Source organism: Halopelagius longus (genome assembly GCF_900100875.1).
Classification (GTDB): Archaea; Halobacteriota; Halobacteria; order Halobacteriales; family Haloferacaceae; genus Halopelagius; species Halopelagius longus.
This window is the reverse complement of the sequence record NZ_FNKQ01000002.1, coordinates 322,192-341,194: the sequence shown is the minus strand read 5'-3', so window position 1 is coordinate 341,194 and position 19,003 is coordinate 322,192. Positions and strand designations below refer to the sequence as shown.

The window sequence follows — 19,003 nt, the reverse complement described above, 5'->3', positions numbered from 1 at the left end:
GACCCATCGGGACGTTTAACCGGGAGTCACTCCCGCGTTGGAGCATGAAAGCCACCGCGAAGGCACACCCGATTCAGGGTCTCGTAAAGTACCACGGGATGCGAGACGAGGAGCTACGACTCCCGTACCACGACAGTATCAGCGTCTGCACCGCGCCGACGCACACGAAGACGACGGTGGAGTTCCAACCCGACGCCGCGGAGGACGTCTACCGCATCGACGGCGAGGAAGTGACCGGCCGCGGCGCGGAACGCATCGACGCCGTCGTGGACCACGTTCGGAGTCTCGCGGAGTTCGACCACGCGGTCCGACTGGAGAGCGAGAACTCCTTCCCCTCGAACATCGGGTTCGGGTCCTCGTCCTCGGGGTTCGCCGCCGCGGCGATGGCCCTCGCGGAGGCCGCGGGGTTGGACCTCTCTCGCCCCGACGTCTCGACTATCGCCCGCCGCGGGTCGTCGTCGGCCGCGCGCGCGGTGACCGGCGCGTTCTCCCACCTCTACGCCGGACTCAACGACGAGGACTGCCGGTCAGAACGCATCGAGTCGGACCTCGAAGACGACCTGCGAATCGTCGCGGCGCACGTCCCCGCCTACAAGGAGACCGAACAGGCCCACGAGGAGGCCGCCGAGAGCCACATGTTCGAGGCGCGGATGGCGCACGTCCACGAGCAGTTACAGACGATGCGCGACGCCCTCCGCGAGGCGGACTTCGACCGCACGTTCGAGTTGGCCGAACACGACTCGCTGTCCCTGACGGCGACGACGATGACCGGCCCCGCGGGGTGGGTGTACTGGCAACCGCGGACCATCGCCGTCTTCAACGCCGTGCGCGAACTCCGGGAGGAGGAGGACGTACCGGTGTACTTCTCGACGGACACGGGCGCGAGCGTCTACGTGAACACGACGGAGGAACACGTCGAACGCGTCGAGTCCGCCGTCGCCGACTGCGACGTGGAGACGGACGTCTGGCGCGTCGGCGGCCCCGCCGAGATTCTCCCCGAGTCCGACGCCCTCTTCTGAGGCGGTCCCGCGCCGACCGACGCCCTTGGGTCCGGCCGACCCGCACGCTCTTTGGTCGCGGCGCGCCTAGCGACCGCATGCGAATTCTGGTACTCGGCGCGGGCTACGCCGGCGTGACGCTCGCTCGTCGACTCGAATCGAACCTCCCGTCCGAGGCCGAACTCGTCGTCGTGGACGAATCGGACGCCCACCTCGTCCAACACGAGGTCCACCGCGTCATCCGCAGACCGAGCGTCGCCGACGCCATCCGCGTCCCCCTGACCGAGATGTTCGACCGGGCCGAACCGCGGGTGGCCCGCGTCGAACGCCTCGACAGGGACGCCCGCGAGGTGTCCTTCGAGAGCGGCGACGCCGTCTCGTACGACTACGCCGCCGTCTGCCTCGGCGCGGAGACGGCGTACTACGGACTTCCGGGCGTCGAGGAACACTCCTACCCGCTGAAGCGGGTCGACGACGCCCTCGCGATTCGGGAGGCGGTCCTCGATTCCGGCGAGGGGGCGAACGTCGTCGTCGGCGGGGCGGGCCTTTCGGGCATCCAGACGGCGGGCGAACTGGCCGCACTCGCGCGCGAGGAGAACCTCGACGCCGACGTGACCGTCCTCGAACGACTCGGCGACGTGGCCCCAAACTTCCCGGAGAACTTCCGCGACGCGGTGCGGGAGGAACTGACCGCCCGCGGCGTCGAGGTGCGGACGGAGACGCCCGTCGTCCGCGCCACCGACGACGCCGTGGAGACGGACGGAGAGACGCTCCCGGCGGACGTGTTCGTCTGGACCGGCGGCATCACCGGCGCGGACGCGATGGGCGGGGACCGACCCCTCGTCAGGAGCGACCTGCGACTCGACGACCGGACGTTCGTCGTCGGCGACGCCGCCCGCGCCGTCGACGCCGACGGGGAGGCCGTCCCCGCCTCCGCCTCGGCGGCCATCCGCGAGGCGCGGACGGTGGCGACGAACCTCTCCAGACTGGTCGAACACGAACGGGGCGGCGGCGACGACTTCGCCCCGCGACTCGACCCCTACCGGTTCGACGTGCCGGGGTGGATAGTGTCCGTCGGCGACGGCGCGGTAGCGCAACTCGGGCCGAAGGTGTTCACCGGCGCGCCCGCGAAGGCGATGAAGACGTCCGTCGGCGCTGGACATCTCACCTCTATCGGGTCGATTCGGCAAGCCGCGGAACTGGCCGAGGAGGAACTCGGCGTCCGAACGGACGGCTGAACGCCGCGAGCGTGCGCGTTCTGAACTGCTCGGACCGCAGAGAAGGGGACCCTCCCGCGACAGCGCGCGCTTGCCAACGCAAGCAGGAGAACCGTCACCGTGCCGGGGTAACCAACGAAGACGATGCTTCCCGAGAACGACACCGACAGACAGGCGAGGGACCCGTCAGCCGAACACGCGCTCTCGGACCGGAGCGAAATCGAAGGGTGGGCCGACGACGCCGGGAAGCGTCCCGTCGTCGCGGCGACGCCCGGCGGGTCGATGCGCCTCGACTTCGCGGACGAGGCGGACGCCAGCAGGGCCGTCGACTGGGACACCTTCTTCACGCTGTACGATTCGGCCGACGTGGCGCTCCTCGTCGATCGGCGCACCGACAGCCACCGGTTCGTGGACGACGAACGCATCCCGGAGGGACGGGCCGACCCCCGAACCCCCGGCGGCCGGTAGTCGGCGGTCGGCGGCCCGAGTCAGTAGTCCTCTTCGGCCGACGCCCCCTCGCTCCCCTCGCTTTGCCCTTCGGACTCGCGTTCGGGGTTGTCCGTCCGGTTCCGGCCCGTGCCGAGGTCCGAACCGTCGTCGGGGACGACGTAGTCGAACTCCTGTTCGAGTCGTCGCTCGAACCACTGCCACTCGTTGGAGAACTGCCCCGTCGCCTTGAGATTCCAGGGGTCGGCGCTCCGGATGCGCGGTCCGACGCGGTACGACTGGACCATGTTGAACAACCAGACGCCGACGCTGATGGCGATGAGGAGTGCGCCGAACGAGGCGACCTGTTGCAACGGCGCGAACCGTGCGGGGTACGACGCCGAACGGCGGGGGAGTCCCATCATCCCGATGACGAAAAGCGGCGTGAACGTCACGATGACGCCCGAGATGCTCAGGGCCGCGTGGAGGTTCGCGAGGCGTCTGCTGTACCACCGGCCGGTGAAGAGCGGGTACCAGTAGTACGACGCGGCGAACATCGAGAAGGCGATGATGCCGGCGACGAAGAAGTGGAAGTGCGCGACGACGTAGTACGTCCCGTGGACGAGAAGGTCCACCGGAATCGACGCGAGGAAGACGCCGGTGACGCCGCCGACGATGAAGAGGCCGATGCCGCCGACGAGGAACTGCATCGGCGCGGCGAGTCTCACGTCGCCGTTCCACATCGTCGATATCCAGTTGAACGTCTTCACCGCCGAGGGGACGGCGATGGAGACCGTGACCACCATGAAGGAGGCGCGAATCCGCGGGTCGATGCCCGTGGTGAACATGTGGTGCGCCCAGACGCCGAACGAGAGGACGCCGATGGCGAGCGTCGAGTAGACGATGAACTTGTAGCCGAACAGCGTCCGACCGCTGAACTTCGGGAGAATCTGGCTCGTCAGGCCGAACGCGGGCAACACGAGGATGTACACCTCCGGGTGGCCGAAGAACCAAAACAGGTGCTGCCACAGTATCGGGCCGTTGGCCTCAAGCGCGTAGAACGCAGTCCCGAAGTTGCGGTCCGCGACGAGCATCAGGAGCGCACTCCCCAGCAGGGGGAACGCGAAGAGGATGAGACCGCTGGCGGTGAGCATCGACCACGTGAAGATGTCCATGTCCGCCCACGTGACGCCCTCGCCGCGTTCGGTGAACACGGTGACGATGATGTTTATCGCACCGATGACCGTGGCTATCCCCGAGAGGTGCAAGCCGAGGAGCATCAGGTCTATCTGCGGGTTCGGTAGCGTCGCCGACAGCGGAACGTACATCGTCCACCCCGTCGTCGGCGGTTCCAACGCGTAGAGGAACTCGATGCTCGGCCCGAACACGTCGACGACCTTCGCGAGGACTTCGGTCAGCAGGCCCGCCCGGACCATCACGAACGAGAAGGGGACGAGCCAGAAGGCGATGGCGTTGATGCGCGGGTACGCCATGTCGTCGGCGTCGAGGAGAAGCGGGAGGAAGTAGTTCGCGAAGCCGTTGAACACGGGCGTCACGAAGAACAGAAGCATCGTCAGTCCGTGGGTCGTGAAGAGCGCGTTGTACGTGTTGGCGTCCCAGACGTCGATACTCGGGGTGATGAGCTCCGTCCGGACCATGAACGCGTCGGTCGCGCCCCAAAGCGCCGCCGAGAGTCCGAAGACGAGGTAGAGAAAGCCGATGTCCTTGTGGTCGACGGTGGTGAACCACCGCATCAGGCCGTAGGGCTTGCTCGTCTTGTGCTCTCGCTTGAACAGCATTCCCGCCGCCGGGGGGACGCCCCCGTCGGTTGCGGACGTGCTCTCCGTCTCGTCGGACGAACGCCGTTCGCCGCCGCCGTCCGTACGCAGTCGGTCGGTGAGTAGTTCGGTCGCGGCCGTCGCGTCGTTCCGCCGTCGACGCCAGTACGCCGCACTCGCAACGAGGAGACTGACGACGACGAGAACGACGAAGGGGGAAATATTCATCGGGAGCATCGCACGAAGTGCGTATTCGGGCAGTAAGGACAACACGGGCATAAGTTCAAAGGGCAGTTATAGGCTTCCGAGAACGTCTCTCACCACCTCATCTCCGATTCGGTACCGGCGTCGTGGACGGGCGTCGAACCGGTGAACCGGGCGTAGGCGCTCCCGAGGACGAACCCGTACGCGAGGTGCGCCATGAGCGTCAGGCCGGCGAAGGCGGCGATTATCGGCCCCGAGAGGTCGCCGCGGCCGAGGAGGACGAACGCGACCCAAAGCAGGATGCCGAGGGCCATCCCCTTCATCGCGGGGTCGTCGCCCGGAAGCGACTGCTCGACGGCGGCGAACAGAAGCGGCCACGCGACGACGCCGGCGACGACGAACAGCAGGAATCCGATCGCGGTGTCGCCGGGGACGCCGACGAACCGGGCGACGGCGTCGAACATGCGGATTCGCGACCGCGTCTCCACCTCGAACAGAAGCAACAGGAGACTCAACGCGACCGTTCCCACGAACCCACCCCCGATGGCGGCGAGCGGACGGTTCATATGTTCGGTGGTTCGGCGAGGGGTCGCATAAGAGTGGTGGCGAGCCGCTCTCCGCGGGACTCAGATGAAGAGCACGATGGCGGAGTAGGCGCTCGCACCCACCAGGAACGGGAAAAAGAGTCCCTTCTCGGCCTCGGGCACCTCCTCTTTGAACGTGTTGAACACCAGTCCCCCGGAGAGGAACGCCAGCAGCATCCCGAGGGCGAGTTCGCCGACGTGCGTCACGATTCCGGCGCCGGCGCCCACGAGGGTCGCACCGGCCAGAATCCAGCGACCGGTGGCCCTGAACCGCTCCCCGTGCCGGCGGTCCAACCCCCTGTCGAAGTTCAGGAAGTGCAGCCCCATCGCCACCGTGTACAACACGAGGTTGACCGCGCCCGCCACCTCCTGGTGGAAGAGGAGGTAGCCGATGAGCGCGGAGTAGGCGGTGAAACTCCCGAGGTGGATGGTGTACCCGCCGCGGGACGACTCGAACCGGCCGTCGATGCGGTGCGCCGCGTACACTTCCAGCCCGTAGAAGGCGACGAGGCCGGCCAACGCGGCGAGAAAGACGAGTTGCTCGGCGAAGAACCGCCCCTCGTACATCGTGCGCACCTCGGCGGCCGCGCTCGCGACTTCCGGAAAGAGGAGCACGAACACGTACGCGACGGACGTTCCCGCGCCCATGGAGAGCAACTGCCTGCCGCGCAGCGACGTCTCGTGGGGGACGTACACCGTGAAGACGTGAACCGCCGCGAGGACGACGGCGAGGATGGGGGTGAGAACGGGGAACCGCGCCACCGGTTCCGCGACGAGCGGTGTCCACTCCATGCGTCGCATACGACCGTCTCTCGGATGACGGTTACGTCCGAAACGGCCGACGAGACGTCCGGTGCGTCGGGCCGTCAAGGAGAGGTGCGTCGCCGCTCGATTCGTTCCCTCGGCCGGTTACGGCGTCTGTTTCTGCTTCTCGGGTTCGTCGGCCAGCAGTTCGCCGTCTTCGACCATCTCTTCGAGGGGGTTACCGTCCACCTCGAGGGGGAGTTCGACCTTCGTCCGCCGCCGGGCGGCCTCCCAGCAGGCGAATATCAGTTCCGTCGATTGGACGACGTTCTCGGCGGCCAACTCGGGTTTTCTGCCGGAGTCGAGGGCGTCCACCACGTCGGCTATCGCGCGGTCGATGAACGTCGGTTGCTTCACCCATTCCTCGGGGAGGAATGAGACGCGCTCTGCGATTTTCAGCGCCGCCATTCGGGGTTTCGACCAGTTCGGCGAGTGGATGTCGTCGCCGTCGGCGTCCACCGTCGTCCACCCGCCCGAGGACTCGTTGAACATCCGGAGCGTCGGGCCGTCGTCGACGCCGATGTCTATCATCCCCTCGGTGCCGGTGAGCCGAATCTCGCAGGGGATGATGCTCGACTCGCCCGTCGAAGCGAGCCCGTGGACGCCGTTCTCGTAGCGCCACTGCGCGATGGCCCCGTTCTCGTTGTGGACGCCGAACTGGACGTTCTCCTCGGAGTAGTCGATGCCGGCCATCGCCCAGAGGGGGTCGCTCTGATCGGTGAAGAACCCGCAGAGGTCGAAGTAGTGCGAGCCGTAGTCGTAGAGGTTCTTCCCGCCGAGTTCGATGCGCCGGAGCGAGCCTATCTCGCCCGAATCGAGGAGTTCCTTCGCCCGGCGGAACGGCCCGCCGAAGCGTCGCTGGTGGTTGAACGTGAGTTGCACGTCGTGGGCGTCGCAGCGTTCGACCATCCGGCGGCACCCCTCCCACGTCTTCGCCATCGGCTTCTCGCAGTGAATCGCGGAGACGACGTCGCTCTCGGCGCACTGAACGACGATGTCCGCGTGGAACGCCGGCGGGACGCAGACGCTGACCACGTCCGGCTTCACCTCGCGGAGCATCCGGTCGAGTTCCGTGTAGACGTTCCCGTCGGCGATGTCCCAGTAGTCGGCGAACGCCTCGGCGTTCTCGGGGACGATGTCGGTGCAGGCGACCAGTTCGCAGTCGTCGAGGCGGTCGTACGCCTCCGCGTGGCGGTACGCCATGGCGAACCCGTCGGTGTCCTTCTCCTCGGGGTTCGCGCCGGTGCCGACGACGGCGACGTCGTAGCTCATTGTTTCCCCCCCACGGGCTCTTTGTACTCGGTCGGCGGCGTCTTCGAGGAGTCGCGCCGCCGGTTTTCGAACAACCCCTGCACCTGCCCGACGACCTGCGCGACGGTTCCGCCGGTTCTCGTGAGGGCGGCGGTGGGGGTGCGGCCGAGGTAGTTGAGCGGGTTCGCGAGCGACTTCAGCGTCTCTTTCACCTGCGCCGACGGCGACAGACCCTGCGTCTCCCAGTAGTAGGGCGTCTGCTTCGCCAGTTGGTAGCGCTTGCGCCAGTAGTCTAAGATACCGTCGGCGTAGGGGTGGTCGACGACCATCTCGGGGTCGTAGTAGATGTCGTACTCCTCTTTCACTCGCTCGGCGAGTTCCTTCTCCTCGTGACCCCACCCCATCTGTTCGTCCCACCCGCCGACGGACTCTATCACCTCTCGCCGCAGAGCCATGTTACATCCCCAGAAGCGGTCTACGGTCTTCGGGTCGTCGCCGTGACCGTAGTGTGCGGTGAAGTAGCGCGCGAAGATGTCGTCGCGCGGGTGGAAGATGCGCCCGGCGACGGCGTACTGCTCTTCGAGCGTCTCCGAAGCGCGTTCGAGGTAGTTCTCCCGCGGGCGGGAGTCGTCGTCGAGGAACACCAGTTTGTCCGCCTTCGCGTGTTCGATGCCCTCGTTTCGCGCCCGCGTGACGGGGTACGCGTTCGAGACGACGACCTCGTAGTCGTCGAACGTCCCGCGCTTCAGATACTCGACTGCCTCTATCTCCCCCGGTGACTTCAGCGTCGGGATGATTACGGAGACGTCTACCATGGGCCGGATTTGGACATATCGGGTTAATAGTATGTAGCCGCTATCGGAGTTATTCGGGAGTTAACCGCGGTAAAACCGTTGTTTCACTCCGTCTACGGTCCGCGAAGGGACACCGAAACGAGGCCCGACGACGGGCCTCGCGCGTTCGTCGCGGGGCGAGTTCTCACAGCATGATGTCGGCCACCCACGCGATGATGCCGATGCCGAGGAGAACGATACCGACCGCGGACGTCGCCGGTTCCGGGAAGAGGAACAGCAACGCGCCGCCGACGATGAGGAGGGTGATGAGTCCCTCGTCCAACCACGAATCGCCGTCGTTCCCGGACGGGCGGTCGTCGTGGCCCTCGCCCGCGAGTCGGTCGTCGTTCGGTCCCTCGTCTCGGTATCGCTCGGTCTCGGGGGCGACGGTGTCGTGGTCCTCGTCGCCGGTCACGTGGTCGTCTCCGCTTCGGAAGGAGGCGGGGGCCCACCCCCACGGGATGGTGGGTACCGGGAGTCTGGACCCCGACGTCGACCGGTCGTTCATCTCGTCGTGGCCGTAGTCGTCTCGAGAGTCGTCGTATCGACTATCGTCGCGCATACTCGAATCGAGGGGGGTCAGAGGGATGTGAGATTGGGCCGACGAGAGAGAGTTTCGCCGGCGGCGAAACGACTTCGAATCCGACGGGCGGGTGAGTCGAACGACGGGCGGGTGAGAACTCGTCGGAAGTCCCGCGGGCGTAGCGAGTGGGACGCCGACGAGGGAGGGAGTCGAGCGAAGCGAGACGACCGGACTCGTCGGAAAACGTGGCGGTCGGTGAACATCTATGTCACTCGGGGGCGTGGTGTCTCACGATGAGTTCCGCTACCGACGCGCCCGACGACGCTCCGCCCGGGTGGACGACAGAAGAGACCGACGACGACGTACACTCGTGGTTGGGTCCGCAGGAACGGGTCGTCTGCACCGAGAAGGCCGGCCGGGGGGACGAGTGGATAGTGTACTCGCAACCGCGCGGCGAACTCGGAACGTCGAATCAGGTCCCCCTGACGGAGGAACCGACCGACCGCGACGGCGCACTCTCGGCGGCGCAGGAGTACATGGCGGAGAACACCGACGGGTAGCACCCCCGCCGTCGCACCGTCTCTTATTCCGACAACGCCCGCTCGATACCCTCTCGAATGCGCTCCTCGCCGGGGATGTACTCGTCCTCGCGGGCGAACAGCGGATACGGCACGTCGTACCCGGTGACCCGTTGGACCGGCGACTCGAGGTAGTAGAGCGCCTCGTCGTTTATCTGGGCGATTATCTCGGCGGCCATGCCCGCCGTCTTCGGCGCTTCGTGGACGACGACGCAGCGACCGGTCTTCCGGACCGACTCCAGAATCGTCTCCGAATCGAGGGGGGCGACGGTTCTGGGGTCGATTATCTCCACGCTCGCGTCAACGTCCGCCGCGGCGTCGATCGAGCGATGTCGCATCGCGCCCCACGCGACGACGGTCACGTCCTCGCCCTCCTGCGCCACGTCCGCCTCGCCGAGGGGGACGGTGTAGTCGCCCTCGGGCACGTCCTCGCGGAACGCGCGGTACAGTCGCGTCGGTTCGAAGTAGACGACCGGGTCCGGGTCGCGTATCGCCGACGCCAGCAAGCCCTTCGCGTCCGCGGGCGTCGCAGGGACGACGACTTTCAGGCCGGGCGTGTGGGCGTATCCGGCCTCGAAACTTTCGGAGTGGTGCTCCAACGCGCGGATGCCGCCGCCGTACGGCGCGCGAATCGTCATCGGGCAGTTGAGTTCCCCGCGCGTCCGACTCCGGATGCGGGCGACGTGCTGTTGAATCTGGTGGAACGCCTGATGCATGAAGCCCGAGAACTCGATTTCCGGCACCGGCGTCAACCCGTACGCCCCGAGGCCGACGCCGAGGCCGACGATGCCCGCCTCCGCGACGGGCGCGTCGTACACTCGGTTCGGGTACTCCTCGATGAGGCCCTGCGTCGCGCGGAAGACGCCGCCGTTGACGCCCACGTCCTGCCCGTAGACGACGACGCCCTCGTCGCGGTCCATCTCCTCGAACAGCGTCTCCCGAATCGCCTCGACCAACCGGAGTTTATCGGCCATTATCCTCCCCCGTAAACGCCGCGCGCTGTGCGTCTAACTCCGGCGTGCGCGACTCGTAGACGTGGTCGAACATGTCGGCCACCGCGAGGGCCTCCCGCGCCTCGTTGGCGAGTCGAATCTCCTCGCGGAGTTCCTCCTCTATCTCCTCCTGTATCTCCTCGATTCGGTCGTCGTCCAAGATGTCGCGCTCGCGGAGGTACGTCTCGAACCGGACTATCGGGTCGCGTTCCTCCCACTCGTCTTCCTCCTCAGCCTTGCGGTACACCGAGGGGTCGTCGGAGGTGGTGTGAATCGAGCGACGGTACGTCAACGCCTCGACGAACACCGGGTCGCCGTTCCGAGCGCTCTCTAAGGCCTCTCGAACCGCCGCGTACGTGCCGAGCACGTCGTTACCGTCCACCTGAATGCCGTCGATTCCCGCCGCGATGGCCTTCTGCGCGAGCGTCTCCGCGCGGGTCTGTCGTTCCCGCGGGACGGAGATGGCGTACTGGTTGTTCTGACAGAGGAAGACGGTGTGGCAGTCGAACACGCCGGAGAGGTTGAGCGCCTCGTACACGTCGCCTTCGCTGGTCGCGCCGTCGCCGAAGTAGCCGATGGTCGCGGCGTCCTCGCCGGTTATCTCTTGGGCCCACCCAAGTCCCGCCGCGTGCAGGGCTTGCGACCCGACGGGGACGGAGGGCGGGAAGTTGCGCTCCTCGCGCGGGGTGGCCGCGCCCTCCTCCATCCCCATCGCGTACTTGAGAATCGCCCGCGGCGGCGTCCCGCGCGCGAGGTACGCGGGCGTCTCGCGGAACGACGTCACCATCCAGTCCGTCTCGTCGAGGGCGCCCGCGCTTCCGACCTGCGCGGCCTCCTGTCCGATGGCCGGCGCGTACGTCCCGAGTTCGCCCCGTCGCTGGAGGGAGACGGCCCGTTCGTCGAGTCGCCGCGAGCGTTTCATCGTCCGGTACAACTCCAACAGGCGGTCCTCCGAAAGGTCCGGGTCGAGTTCCGCGTCCGCGGACCCGTCGGGAGCGAGTACCTGCACGTAGTCTATCGAAAAATCGACTGAGCGTTCACGTGGCACGGTGAACGCACCGTTCGGGGGCCACGCACTTGTATGTCATTTCCGTTGCAGAATAGTCACTCCTGCCGACGGTCCGTGCTCGGACCCATCGCGCGGCCGACGACGCGCCGGGGCGACTCCGCGGTCCGAGCGGTCGAACGGGAGCGACGCGCTACGTGCGGCGTTTGTCCAACCAGTCCATCACCGGCGACGCGGCGATTCCGTGGACGAACGTCGAGGTGACGACGATGAAGCCGACTATCGCCCACAGTTCCTCGGCGGCGACGAGCAGTTCCTGCTCTTTGAACGTCGCCTCGTTCAGCGCGTGCGCGAGGTAGTAGAACGACCCGATGCCTCGGATTCCGAACGTCGCGATGACCGCGCGTTCGTCCCAGTGCGCGGAGTGTCCGAGCAGTCCGATTATCCCCGCTATCGGTCGCACGACGAACAGAATCAGGAGGCCGACGCCTATCATCGGTAGGGTGAGAGAGTCCAGCAGTCCGCCGACGAGGGTGCCGCCGAACAGGACCAAGATGCCGGCCATCAGCAGGCGTTCGGTCATGACCGCGAAGTCGTGGAGGTGTTCGTAGTAGCCGTGTTCCCACTCGTAGTGCCGGAGGACGAGTGCGGCGACGAAGACGGCGATGAACCCGTAACTGTTGACCAGTTCGGCCGCGCCGTAGGCCAGAAGCGTCGCCGCCAACGCCTCCGCGCCCTCCATCACCACGGCGAGTCTCGTGCTCGCGGGTTCCCCGAAGACGAACCGAGCGATGAGTTGCCCGACGAGGTAGCCGACGACGACGCCGACGAGTATCTTGTACAGCACGTCGACGAGCACCCACTCTCGGGCCCACTCGCCCGCCGCCAGCGACGCCGCGCCGGCGAGGGCGATGGCGAGATTGGTGAAGGGGAACGCCAGTCCGTCGTTGAGTCCGGCCTCCGAGGTGAGCGCGAACCGAATCGTCCCCTCCTGTTTCTCGGGGTCTATCTCCTCGTCGGTGCCCTCCGCCGGGGGGCCAGTCTGGACGTCCGCCGCGAGAACCGGATCAGTGGGGGCGATGACCGCGCCCATGAGAACCGCCGTCGCCACCTGCGCGCCGAGGACCCACCACCCGAGGAGGGCGGTGCCCGCGATGGAGAGCGGCATCGTAATCGCGAGCAGTCGCCACGTCGAGGACCACGCGCTCCAGTCGAACGGTCGGTCGAGTTTGAGTCCCGCGCCCATCAGCGCGATGATGACGACGAGTTCGGTGATGCGTTCGGTGAGTTCGGGGTGGTCCACCGGGTGCGGGACATCCATCCCGGCGACGAAGAACAGAGCGGCCCCCGAAACCACGTATATCATCGGGAGCGATATCGGCTTGTCGTTGAACACCCGCGGGAGGACCGCCGCTCCGAGAATGGCGAGACTCACGACGATCAGCGCGACATAATATGACGCCGCCATACCGACACCAAGGCGATTATCCGTAAGGGCGCTATGGCCGCCGAAAGCGAGAGTGTCCGCCGGATACAGGTACGGTTCCGAACAGCTTCGGCGTCAGTCGTCGTCGGTCGTCGTCGGTCCGCCGGTCGACCCGAGGAACCCGTCCACGGTGGCGCGGGAGGCGACGTGCGGGCGGTAGACCCACGCGTTCAGGAGGACGATGGGGACCATCACCGCCCCGACGACGGCGTACCCGACGTGGAGGTTCGGCAGGAGGGCCGACGAGTACACGAGGGGGTAGACGATACCGCCGACGGTGCCGACGCCGCCGACGACGCCCGCGACGGCCCCCGAACTGTTCGGGAACATGGCGGGCACCTGCGCGAAGATGGCCCCCTCGGCGAACGCACAGGACATGCCGACGAGGAACCCGGCGGCGACGGCTATCAGCACGTCGCCCGAGAGTCCTGCGAGGGTCATCACCCCCATCGCGACGACGATGAACGAGAGCGCGACGAACGTCCACTGCTCGCGGTACCGGCCCTCGAAGACGGGGAGGATGTTCTTCTCCTCGCGGGCGAGGTAGTCGCTGACGTACCCGCCGATGGGACGGAGTAGTCCCGCCGCGACGGAGAACGTCGCCGCGAACGTACTCGCCAACACGAGGTTGTTCGTGTCGAACGCCTCGCGGTAGTACGTCGCCAACCAGCCGTTCATCGACAGTTCGAGTCCGAAGCTCATGACGTACGCGAGGGCGAGTGCGACCGTCCCGTACCGCGTCGCGGTGTGGACCCACTGCTTCAGTGTCGCGCTTTCGGCGGTTGCTTGCCGACGCTCTTCGGTCGCGGCGGCCTCGCCGAGGAGGTAGTACGTCGCCGCCAACAGAACCGAGACGACGCCCGTGTAGAAGAACGCCGCGCGCCAGTTCGTCTGAAACAGCGGTCCGCTCCACTCCGGTCCGAAGACGCGCGGGAGGACGAGCGCGCCCCCCGCGGCACCGGCGTTTCCGACGCCGGCGTAGACGCCTTCGGCGGTGCCGAGGTTCTCCTCGTCGAACCACTCGGAGACGTGTTGGATGCCGACGACGAACGTTATCCCCGCGGTGGCGACGACGAGGCGTTCGACGAAGAACACCGCGTAGCTCTGTGCGAACGCGCTCGCCATCGAGAAGACGCCGACGTAGGCGAGGACGATGGCGAACACCGACGGCGCGCCGTACTTGTCGGAGAGCCACCCGGTGAGGATGCGTCCGAACGGGGCCAGCCATATCGCCGCGCTCGCGAGGACGCCGATTTCGCCGAGCGACAGTCCGAACTCCTCCGCCATCGGACCCGTGAAGGGGGCGAAGGAGAACCAGACGAGAAAGGAGAAGTTGAACCCGACGGTGGCGAGAAGCAGCGTCCGCCACTTCGTCATCCGTATCAGGCCCATCTCCGACCGCCCCCGAATAGTGGACAATCATATACTTTTCTCCGCACTTTCTGCGCCAGTATCGCGCACATTCCGACTCGAAGCGCACATTCGACCGGTATAAGGCTACTCCTGAGACGTGTGTAGAGACACCAATGGAGATTCGATTGTTGGGTGTGTATTAACCGATACTAGGAGAATTCGTCCGTTCGACCACTATAAAAGAATCAATTGGACGTACAGGCAGTAAATTCGAAAATGGATCCAATTGTTCAATGTCTATCTTCGGAGACGCACGCCCTCCCTCGGAGGCGCAAAAAGTGAAGTTCTTTCATTATTTTCCAGCCAGTTCATGGATTGGTGTTACAATAATTACCACATATAATACTATCGCCCAATAGATAATTATACTTCGAACGTGCAGTGGAAAGAGTATCACAACAAACCATGGCAATAGAGTTTGCACACAGTCCGCTGTTGACGTTCATCCTGGCGTTGGCGGCGGTCATACTACTGTTGGTCGTGTGGGACCTCCCGGCGTTCGTCGGGCTAATCATCGCCGCGTTCTTCGTCGGCATCATCAACGCGGTGTTCGTGCCCGACTTCGCGTGGGCCGACGCCGCCAGCCGAGTCGCCGCCGCGTTCGGCGAGAACATGGCCGGCATCGGCATACCGATTCTGATGGCCGCGATAATCGGAAAGTCGATGCTCGAAAGCGGGTCCGCCCAGCGCGTCGTCCGCGGGTTCCAGAGCGCACTCGGTCGGGAGAACTCCGACATCGCCCTCTGGGGGAGCAGTACCGTGCTCGCGGTCCCCGTCTTCTTCGACAGCGTATTCTACCTGATGGCACCCCTCGCGCGGTCGATGCGCGCTCGGGTCGGCCGCGACTACACCCTGTTCATCGTCGTGGTCGGCGCGGGCGCGGCGACGACGCACGTGTTCGTCCCGCCGACGCCGGGCCCCCTCGCGGTGGCGGCCGAAATCGGCGTCAACCTCGGGATGACGATTCTCGTCGGCGTCGCCACCGCCCTTCCGGCGGCGTTTCTGGCCGGCATCGTGTACGGGCGCTGGATAAACAGGCGGCTCGACATCCCCCTCCGCGACACGATGGCGACGACGACGGAGGAACTGGAGGAGCTGGCCAACCGGAACACGAGTTCGCTTCCGGGCATGTTCGAGTCGCTGCTTCCGATTCTGCTCGCCGTCGTGCTGGTCGGCGCGCTGACGTTCGTCAACTCCTTCCGGGACGTGCTCCCGACGCTGGAGGCGATTCGGCCGTACGTCCAATTCATCGGCAACAAGAACGTGGCGCTCACCATCGCGGCGATGGCGGCCGCGCACACGTACTACCGTCACAACGACTTGGACCGCGAGGAGTGGACCGAGGAGCTGACCGAGGCGCTGCGAAGCGGTGGCAACATCGCCGCGATTACCGCCGCGGGTGGCGCGTTCGGCGCGCTGCTGGCGGCGTCCGGCATCGGCGACTACATCACCGGCGTCCTCGCGGGCATCGGCATCCCGCTGATAGTCAGCGCGTGGCTCATCGCCGCCATCGTGCGCATCGCGCAGGGGTCGGCGACGGCGGCGATGCTCACCACCGCCGGCATCATGGCTCCGCAGGTGTCGCAACTGGACGTGCACCCGGCGTTCCTCGTGATGGCCATCGGGGCCGGCGGGAACATCTTCTCGTGGTACAACGACTCCGGGTTCTGGCTGGTCAAGGAGATCGGCGGCCTCACCATCGGCGAGACGCTCCGGACGTGGACCGCCCTCACGACGATTATCTCCCTCACCGGGCTCGTCGTGACGGTGGTGCTGTCGAGCGTCCTTCCGGTGGTGGCGAGAATCCTTCCGTTCCTCTAACCGACGCCGTCACCCTTGAGGCGCCCCGTTCGCGCGTCTCGTCGTCTCCGCCCCGCGGAACGACCGCCGAAACGTGAACGTCTGTCAACTTCCCGTCAATCTTTATGCGCCCGTAGACCCCTTAGGGAAGAGAGGAATCACTCGTGAGTCCGACCGAACCGGCAGACTCCGCGCCGGCGGAGCGGCGACCGATGTCCGTCGAGGAGATTCGGGCGTCGTACGCGGAGTACGCCGACTGGATGGCGCGGATGGACTGGCTCGACCGGTTTCTCACCGGCCGGTACCGCCGGCGGCAGTTCGGCACCGCACAGGGTCGCGTTCTCGACGTGGCCTGCGGCACGGGCGCGAACTTCCGGTACCTGCCGGAGTCCGTCGAGTTGGTGGGCATCGACGTCAGTCCCGAGATGCTGGCGAACGCCCGAGCGAAACTCGACGAACTCGGACGCGACGGAACTCTCCGCGAGATGGACGCGCAGGACCTCGATTTCGACGACGACGAGTTCGACACCGTCGTCTCGTCGCTCTCGACCTGCACGTTCCCCGACCCCGTCGCCGCGCTTCGGGAGATGAGTCGCGTCTGTAAGCCCTCCGGGCGGATTCTGCTCGTCGAACACGGCAAGAGCGACTTCGGGCCGTTCGCGCGCTTCCAAGAGTGGCGCGCCGACGCCCACTACCGGAAGATGGGCTGTCGGTGGACCCAAGAGCCGTTGGAACTCGTCGCGGCGGCGGATCTGCCCGTCGTCCGGTCCGACACCGCCATCTTCGGAATCATCACCACGATAGAGGCGCGCCCGCGGTAGGGGAGAGCCGTCGGCAATCTGCCGAACGCCGGACTGCGCTCGCCGAACGCGGGAGACGGACGGGTCGAGAGCGGTTACGACCCGGCGCGTGACCGGGCAACAGGTTCTTCGGAACTCCGGTCGAATTCCGGAGTATGAACGTGCTCGTCGCAGGGTCGCACGGGCAGGTGGGGCAACATCTGACGAGAGTCCTCGCCGAGAGCGACCACGACGCCTACGGGATGGTCCGCGAGGAGGCGCAGGTCGAAGACATCGAATCGCTCGGCGCCGAACCGGTCGTCGCCGACCTGACCGAGGACGTGACCCACGCCGTCGAAGGGCGCGACGCGGTTATCTTCGCCGCGGGGTCCGGCGGCGACGACGTGTGGGGCGTCGACCGCGACGGCGCGATGAACATCGTCGACGCCGCGGAAGCGGAGGGCGCAGAGCGGTTCGTGATGTTGAGTTCCATCAACGCCGACCAACCCGAGAACAGTCCCGAAGCGCTCCGGGAGTACCTGCGCGCGAAGGCCGAAGCCGACGAGTACCTCCGCGACAGCGACCTGACGTACACTATCGTCCGCCCCGGCCCTCTGACGAACGACGAGGGAACCGGACGGGTCGAAGTCGGGGAGACGATCGACCGCGAGAGCGCGGAGATTCCGCGCGAGGACGTGGCTCGAACGCTCGCCGCGTCGCTCACGGCCGAAAGCACGCACGGGAAGACGTTCGAACTCGGCTCCGGCGACGAACCGATAGCGGAGGCGTTGGAGAATCCGCTAGGGGAGTGAGAAGGAGAACGTCTTAGCGCCTCGTTCGGCGAAGGAGCAGAGGCGCTGCAGGCTCGGGTTCGGCTCCGGAATTTCACAGCAAGCGGTTACCCTTCACCGTCGTGAGCCCCGGGAAGCGTAAACGAGAACGTCGTCCACTCACCGGGTTCGGACTCGACCCAGATGTCACCGCCGTGACGGTCGACGATGCGCTCGCAGATGGCCAGTCCGACGCCACCTGCGCCCGTGTTCCCTTCCTCGCCGTCGGCTTGCTCGAACATCTGGAAAATCCGGTCTTGAGACTCCGGATCGATGCCGACTCCTTCGTCGCGGACCGAGAACCGCCACGCGTCTTCCAGACGTTCCACTCCGATGTGAACTCGCGGGGGCTCATCCCCGCTGTGCCGAAGCGCGTTCGTGAGAAGGTTGCGGAACACCTGCGCGAGTTGGTCCGGATCCGCACGCACTGTCGGCAGGTCGTCGGCCGTAACTCTCGCATCGGTCTCCGCTATCCGCAGTTGGAGGTCGGTGAGGGCGTCGTCGAGAACCGCGTCGGCGTCGGTCTGCTCCAGTGGGTTGCCACGCGTGCTGATACGGGAGTATTCGAGCAGACTGTCGATCATCGACCGCATTCGGTCGGCACCGTCGTCAGCGAAGGCGACGAACTCCCGGGCGTCCTCGTCTAAGTCGTCCGCGTAACGATCCTCAAGCAGCTGGAGGTAGTTGGACACCATACGTAGCGGCTCCCGCAGGTCGTGGGAGAGGACGTACGCGAACTGGTCGAGACGCTCGTTCGACGCTTCGAGTCGGCGGTTTACCTCCTCCAGTTCCCGCTTTGCTCTCCGTGCTTGTCTGGCTTCCAACTCCATTCGGGCTTTGTAATAGCCGGCGGTGAACCCGGCGAGGCTACCCACGTTGGCGGCGATCAGGAGGGTAAACTGGGGTTCGATTACGGTCCGGTCCTCGATCCAGCGGATGAGGAGGGTCAATCCGATCACGGTGACGAAGAGGGCGAGGCCGATGAGACACCACGTAACGACCGTCCGCTGGTTCTCTTCTGTGAGATCCGTCTTCGAGAGCCAGTATCCCGCGTAGACGATGCCGAGTGCGGGGAGACCGTCCACGAGAAGTGCGGCTATCGGACCGACGAATTCGTCGATGCGAAGAATCTCGAACGAGTGGTGGATGACGGCCGAGAGAAACAACAACGCGCCGAGAGCCGCGATGATACGCGACGGCGTCCTCCGCATTCGACTCTCCCCCATAGCTAATTTCACTGTTTTCTATCATTTAGGGATTCGGATGCCGGTCGGTGTGATGTAGTTCGCTCCGTCCTGTAGCGACCGGTGTCGACCGACTGTACACACAGCGCGCACTCAGCGCCGAATTTTTGTCGGATATCGTGTCATGAATAGTACCCGTGACTCGCCGCGGGAGTATCAACCGTCATTTCGGTAACGCACGCACCACCACTCGAGAGTCTCGGGCGACATCGGTTACGCCACGGAACGAGTCGGAGGAATCGATCACTCGAAACATC

At 65.9% G+C, this 19,003-nt stretch carries 18 protein-coding genes; 7 read left to right on the top strand and 11 right to left on the bottom strand.

Annotation, left to right across the window (positions count from 1 at the left end; all coding sequences use genetic code 11):
• Positions 1-44: 44 nt before the first annotated feature.
• The 3 genes from mvaD to BLS11_RS07485 all read left to right on the top strand — a co-directional run bounded on the left by mvaD (position 45) and on the right by BLS11_RS07485 (position 2,683).
• On the top strand, positions 45-1,019 hold the full coding sequence (gene mvaD / locus BLS11_RS07495) for a phosphomevalonate decarboxylase MvaD (RefSeq protein WP_092535392.1): 975 nt from the start codon (positions 45-47) through the stop codon (positions 1,017-1,019).
• 77 nt (positions 1,020-1,096) lie between these two features.
• Positions 1,097-2,236 (top strand): NAD(P)/FAD-dependent oxidoreductase, encoded by a 1,140-nt coding sequence (locus BLS11_RS07490; protein WP_092535389.1) that lies wholly within the window; start codon positions 1,097-1,099, stop codon positions 2,234-2,236.
• Positions 2,237-2,359: 123 nt separating this feature from the next.
• Positions 2,360-2,683 carry a hypothetical protein gene (locus BLS11_RS07485; protein ID WP_092535387.1) on the top strand — a complete coding sequence of 108 codons (324 nt, stop codon included), beginning with the start codon at positions 2,360-2,362 and terminating at the stop codon, positions 2,681-2,683.
• Between the two features lie 20 nt (positions 2,684-2,703).
• Here the strand turns inward: BLS11_RS07485 and BLS11_RS07480 are convergent, their stop codons facing one another.
• The 6 genes from BLS11_RS07480 to BLS11_RS07455 all read right to left on the bottom strand — a co-directional run bounded on the left by BLS11_RS07480 (position 2,704) and on the right by BLS11_RS07455 (position 8,657).
• Positions 2,704-4,647 carry a cbb3-type cytochrome c oxidase subunit I gene (locus BLS11_RS07480; protein WP_092537196.1) on the bottom strand — a complete coding sequence of 648 codons (1,944 nt, stop codon included), beginning with the start codon at positions 4,645-4,647 and terminating at the stop codon, positions 2,704-2,706.
• An 89-nt stretch (positions 4,648-4,736) separates the two neighbouring features.
• On the bottom strand, positions 4,737-5,189 hold the full coding sequence (locus BLS11_RS07475) for a DUF6789 family protein (protein WP_092535385.1): 453 nt from the start codon (positions 5,187-5,189) through the stop codon (positions 4,737-4,739).
• Between the two features lie 60 nt (positions 5,190-5,249).
• Positions 5,250-5,999, bottom strand: coding sequence for a hypothetical protein (locus BLS11_RS07470; RefSeq protein WP_092535382.1), 750 nt, complete (start codon positions 5,997-5,999; stop codon positions 5,250-5,252).
• Positions 6,000-6,116: 117 nt separating this feature from the next.
• A complete protein-coding gene (locus BLS11_RS07465) occupies positions 6,117-7,283 on the bottom strand; it encodes a Gfo/Idh/MocA family protein (protein WP_092535379.1) in 1,167 nt (388 codons plus the stop codon).
• Positions 7,280-8,077: a glycosyltransferase family 2 protein gene (locus BLS11_RS07460; RefSeq protein WP_092535376.1), complete on the bottom strand. Its 798-nt coding sequence runs from the start codon at positions 8,075-8,077 to the stop codon at positions 7,280-7,282. Before BLS11_RS07460 ends, BLS11_RS07465 begins: the two co-directional genes overlap by 4 nt.
• 163 nt (positions 8,078-8,240) lie before the next feature.
• On the bottom strand, positions 8,241-8,657 hold the full coding sequence (locus BLS11_RS07455; RefSeq protein WP_092535373.1) for a hypothetical protein: 417 nt from the start codon (positions 8,655-8,657) through the stop codon (positions 8,241-8,243).
• A 254-nt stretch (positions 8,658-8,911) separates the two neighbouring features.
• Here BLS11_RS07455 and BLS11_RS07450 point away from each other — a divergent pair, with 254 nt between their 5' ends.
• Positions 8,912-9,178, top strand: a complete 267-nt coding sequence (locus tag BLS11_RS07450) for a hypothetical protein (protein WP_092535370.1) — start codon at positions 8,912-8,914, stop codon at positions 9,176-9,178.
• A gap of 23 nt (positions 9,179-9,201) precedes the next feature.
• Here the strand turns inward: BLS11_RS07450 and BLS11_RS07445 are convergent, their stop codons facing one another.
• The 4 genes from BLS11_RS07445 to BLS11_RS07430 form a co-directional block, all read right to left on the bottom strand.
• Positions 9,202-10,170 carry an alpha-ketoacid dehydrogenase subunit beta gene (locus BLS11_RS07445; protein ID WP_092535367.1) on the bottom strand — a complete coding sequence of 323 codons (969 nt, stop codon included), beginning with the start codon at positions 10,168-10,170 and terminating at the stop codon, positions 9,202-9,204.
• Positions 10,160-11,236 (bottom strand): pyruvate dehydrogenase (acetyl-transferring) E1 component subunit alpha, encoded by a 1,077-nt coding sequence (gene pdhA, locus BLS11_RS07440; protein ID WP_092535364.1) that lies wholly within the window; start codon positions 11,234-11,236, stop codon positions 10,160-10,162. The genes BLS11_RS07445 and pdhA overlap by 11 nt, the downstream gene beginning before the upstream one ends.
• A gap of 151 nt (positions 11,237-11,387) precedes the next feature.
• Complete coding sequence (locus BLS11_RS07435) at positions 11,388-12,662, bottom strand: cation:proton antiporter (protein ID WP_092535361.1); 1,275 nt, start codon at positions 12,660-12,662, stop codon at positions 11,388-11,390.
• A 93-nt stretch (positions 12,663-12,755) separates the two neighbouring features.
• Complete coding sequence (locus tag BLS11_RS07430) at positions 12,756-14,057, bottom strand: MFS transporter (protein WP_175454431.1); 1,302 nt, start codon at positions 14,055-14,057, stop codon at positions 12,756-12,758.
• Positions 14,058-14,498: 441 nt separating this feature from the next.
• On the opposite strand from BLS11_RS07430, the gene BLS11_RS07425 reads away from it, so the two are divergent.
• The 3 genes from BLS11_RS07425 (at position 14,499) to BLS11_RS07415 (ending at position 17,484) form a co-directional block, all read left to right on the top strand.
• Positions 14,499-15,914: a GntP family permease gene (locus BLS11_RS07425; protein WP_092535355.1), complete on the top strand. Its 1,416-nt coding sequence runs from the start codon at positions 14,499-14,501 to the stop codon at positions 15,912-15,914.
• Between the two features lie 143 nt (positions 15,915-16,057).
• Positions 16,058-16,714, top strand: a complete 657-nt coding sequence (locus BLS11_RS07420; protein ID WP_245698804.1) for a class I SAM-dependent methyltransferase — start codon at positions 16,058-16,060, stop codon at positions 16,712-16,714.
• A 134-nt stretch (positions 16,715-16,848) separates the two neighbouring features.
• Positions 16,849-17,484, top strand: a complete 636-nt coding sequence (locus BLS11_RS07415; RefSeq protein ID WP_092535352.1) for an SDR family oxidoreductase — start codon at positions 16,849-16,851, stop codon at positions 17,482-17,484.
• 86 nt (positions 17,485-17,570) lie between these two features.
• Here BLS11_RS07415 and BLS11_RS07410 read toward each other — a convergent pair whose 3' ends face one another.
• Complete coding sequence (locus BLS11_RS07410) at positions 17,571-18,728, bottom strand: sensor histidine kinase (RefSeq protein WP_092535349.1); 1,158 nt, start codon at positions 18,726-18,728, stop codon at positions 17,571-17,573.
• Between the last annotated feature and the right edge of the window lie 275 nt (positions 18,729-19,003).

What these genes read in the sequence shown, in the direction of transcription:
- BLS11_RS07430 (WP_175454431.1), bottom strand. Translation starts at nt 14,057, where the DNA reads ATGACGAAGTGGCGGACGCTGCTTCTCGCCACCGTCGGGTTCAACTTC.
- BLS11_RS07460 (WP_092535376.1), bottom strand. Translation starts at nt 8,077, where the DNA reads ATGGTAGACGTCTCCGTAATCATCCCGACGCTGAAGTCACCGGGGGAG.
- BLS11_RS07485 (WP_092535387.1), top strand. Translation starts at nt 2,360, where the DNA reads ATGCTTCCCGAGAACGACACCGACAGACAGGCGAGGGACCCGTCAGCC.
- BLS11_RS07435 (WP_092535361.1), bottom strand. Translation starts at nt 12,662, where the DNA reads ATGGCGGCGTCATATTATGTCGCGCTGATCGTCGTGAGTCTCGCCATT.
- BLS11_RS07450 (WP_092535370.1), top strand. Translation starts at nt 8,912, where the DNA reads ATGAGTTCCGCTACCGACGCGCCCGACGACGCTCCGCCCGGGTGGACG.
- BLS11_RS07480 (WP_092537196.1), bottom strand. Translation starts at nt 4,647, where the DNA reads ATGAATATTTCCCCCTTCGTCGTTCTCGTCGTCGTCAGTCTCCTCGTT.
- BLS11_RS07425 (WP_092535355.1), top strand. Translation starts at nt 14,499, where the DNA reads ATGGCAATAGAGTTTGCACACAGTCCGCTGTTGACGTTCATCCTGGCG.
- BLS11_RS07465 (WP_092535379.1), bottom strand. Translation starts at nt 7,283, where the DNA reads ATGAGCTACGACGTCGCCGTCGTCGGCACCGGCGCGAACCCCGAGGAG.
- BLS11_RS07415 (WP_092535352.1), top strand. Translation starts at nt 16,849, where the DNA reads ATGAACGTGCTCGTCGCAGGGTCGCACGGGCAGGTGGGGCAACATCTG.
- BLS11_RS07445 (WP_092535367.1), bottom strand. Translation starts at nt 10,170, where the DNA reads ATGGCCGATAAACTCCGGTTGGTCGAGGCGATTCGGGAGACGCTGTTC.
- BLS11_RS07455 (WP_092535373.1), bottom strand. Translation starts at nt 8,657, where the DNA reads ATGCGCGACGATAGTCGATACGACGACTCTCGAGACGACTACGGCCAC.
- mvaD (WP_092535392.1), top strand. Translation starts at nt 45, where the DNA reads ATGAAAGCCACCGCGAAGGCACACCCGATTCAGGGTCTCGTAAAGTAC.
- BLS11_RS07470 (WP_092535382.1), bottom strand. Translation starts at nt 5,999, where the DNA reads ATGGAGTGGACACCGCTCGTCGCGGAACCGGTGGCGCGGTTCCCCGTT.
- BLS11_RS07490 (WP_092535389.1), top strand. Translation starts at nt 1,097, where the DNA reads ATGCGAATTCTGGTACTCGGCGCGGGCTACGCCGGCGTGACGCTCGCT.
- BLS11_RS07475 (WP_092535385.1), bottom strand. Translation starts at nt 5,189, where the DNA reads ATGAACCGTCCGCTCGCCGCCATCGGGGGTGGGTTCGTGGGAACGGTC.
- BLS11_RS07410 (WP_092535349.1), bottom strand. Translation starts at nt 18,728, where the DNA reads ATGGGGGAGAGTCGAATGCGGAGGACGCCGTCGCGTATCATCGCGGCT.